The following is a 1,997-nucleotide window of genomic DNA, read 5'->3' as shown; positions in this document are numbered from 1 at the left end:
CACCGCTTGCCCAAGCAGCTCGACGGGCAGCCGCGGAGCCAGGTCACGCAACACCGCAGCCCGGACGTACGGCTCGTGGATGGTGCTCGCGGCGGCCACCGCTTGCCCAAGCAGCTCGACGGGCAGCCGCGGAGCCAGGTCACGCAACACCGCAGCCCGGACGTACGGCTCGTCGATGGCCTTCACCGCAGCCAGCAATGGTCCAAAGACTGAGGCCTGTTGCTCGGCCGGCAACCGCTCGGCGAGGTCACGCAACACCAATGCCCGTCGGTAGGGCTCATCGATGGCCTCGGCAGCCGCCGACACCGGTCCCAGCAGGTCGGGAGGCAGATACGCGGCGAGGCCGCGCAACATCGCTGCCCGGTCAGACGGCTCGTCGGTGGCACGCGCGGCGGCCAGCGCCGGCCCGAGGAGCGCACCGCCCTGCCGGGCCGCCAGCCGCTCGGCGAGATCACGCAACATCGCTTCCCGGGCAGCGCGCTCGGCGATGGCACCCGCGGCGACCAGCGCCGGCCCAAGGACCGCGGCGCGCTGCTGGTCCGGCAGCCGCTCGGCGAGGTCACACAACATCGCTGCCCGGGCAGCGGGCTCGTCAATGGTTCTCGCCGCGGCTACCACCGGTCCGAGCAGGTCGACGGGCAGCCGCGGAGCGAGCAACCGCACCACCGATATCCGAGCACGCGGCTCGTCGATGGCGCATGCGGCGGCCAGCACCGGCCCGAGCAGCTCGACGGGCAGCCGCGGAGCGAGGTCACTCAACACCGCTGCCCGGGCAGCGGGCTCGTCGATGCCGCGCACGGCGGCCAGCATCGGCCCGAGCAGCTCGGCAGACAGCCGCGGAGCGAGACCACGCATGACCGCTGTCCGAGCACCCTGAAACTCGATCGTGCTCGCGGCGGCCACCGCTTGCTCGAGCAGGTCGGCGGGCAGCCGCGGGGCAAGGTCACGCAACATCGCTGCCCGAGTGGTCGGCTGCTCGATCGCGCTCACGGCGGCCAACGCCTTGCCGAGGACCGCGGGGCGCTGGTCCACAGGCAGCCACCCGGCGAGGTCCCGCAACACCGTCGCCCGGCTGACCGGCTCGTCGATGCCGGGCGCGGCGGCCAGCACCTGGCCGAGCAGCTCGGCGGGCAGCCGCGGAATGAGGTCACTCAACACCGCTGCGCGGGCAGCAGGCTCATCAATGGCGTCCGCCGCGGCCACCGCCTGGCCGAGCAGCTCGGCAGGCAGCCCCGGAACGAGGTCACGCAAGCGCGCTGCCCGGCTGGTCGAATTGTCGATCGCGCTCGCGGCGGCCAGCGCCTCGCCGAGAACCGCGGGGCGCTCGTCAACCGGCAGCCGCTCGGCGAGATCACGCAACACCGCTGCCCGCGCGGCCGGATCAACGATTTCGGGCGCGGCGGCCAGCACCTGGCCGAGCAGCTCGGCGGGCAGCCGCGGCACGAGCACGCACAGCACTGAGGCCCGGACGTTCGGATTGTCGATGGCGTCCGCCGCGGCCAACGCTTGTCCGAGTAGCTCGGCAGGCAGCCGTTCGGCGAGATCACGCAACACCGCTGCCCGGTCACGCGGCCCGCCGATGGCGCTCGCGGCGGCCAACGCCGATTCGAGGACCGCGGAGCGTTGGTCGGCAGGCAGCCGCTCGGCGAGATCACGCAACACCGCTGCCCGGGCGGCCGGCTCGACGATTCCGGCCGCGGCGGCCACCGCCTGCCCGAGCAGCTCGGCAGGCAGCCGCGGAACGAGGTCACTCAACATCGCTGCGCGGGCAGCAGGCTCGTCGATGCCGGCCGCGACGGCCAAGGCTTGTGCGAGCAGCTCGGCGGGCAGCCGCGGAACAATGTAATGCAACATCGTTTCCCGGGCGGTCGGCTCGTCGATGGCACGCGCGGCCGCGAACGCCGGGCTTAGCAGCTCAGCGGGCAGCCGCGGAACAAGGTCACGCAACACCGTTTCCCGGGCGGTCGGCTCGACGATGCCGATTGCTCCGGCCAACG

General features: G+C 73.1%; 1 pseudogene. It reads right to left on the bottom strand.

The window, feature by feature from the left end:
- Positions 1 to 1,947 (bottom strand): annotated as a pseudogene (locus I6A60_RS07415) (hypothetical protein); the annotation flags it as partial.
- Positions 1,948 to 1,997: the final 50 nt, after the last annotated feature.

It is taken from the genome of Frankia sp. AgB1.9, assembly GCF_016786355.1.
Taxonomy (GTDB): Bacteria; Actinomycetota; Actinomycetes; order Frankiales; family Frankiaceae; genus Pseudofrankia.
This window is presented reverse-complemented; position numbering and strand designations above follow the sequence as displayed.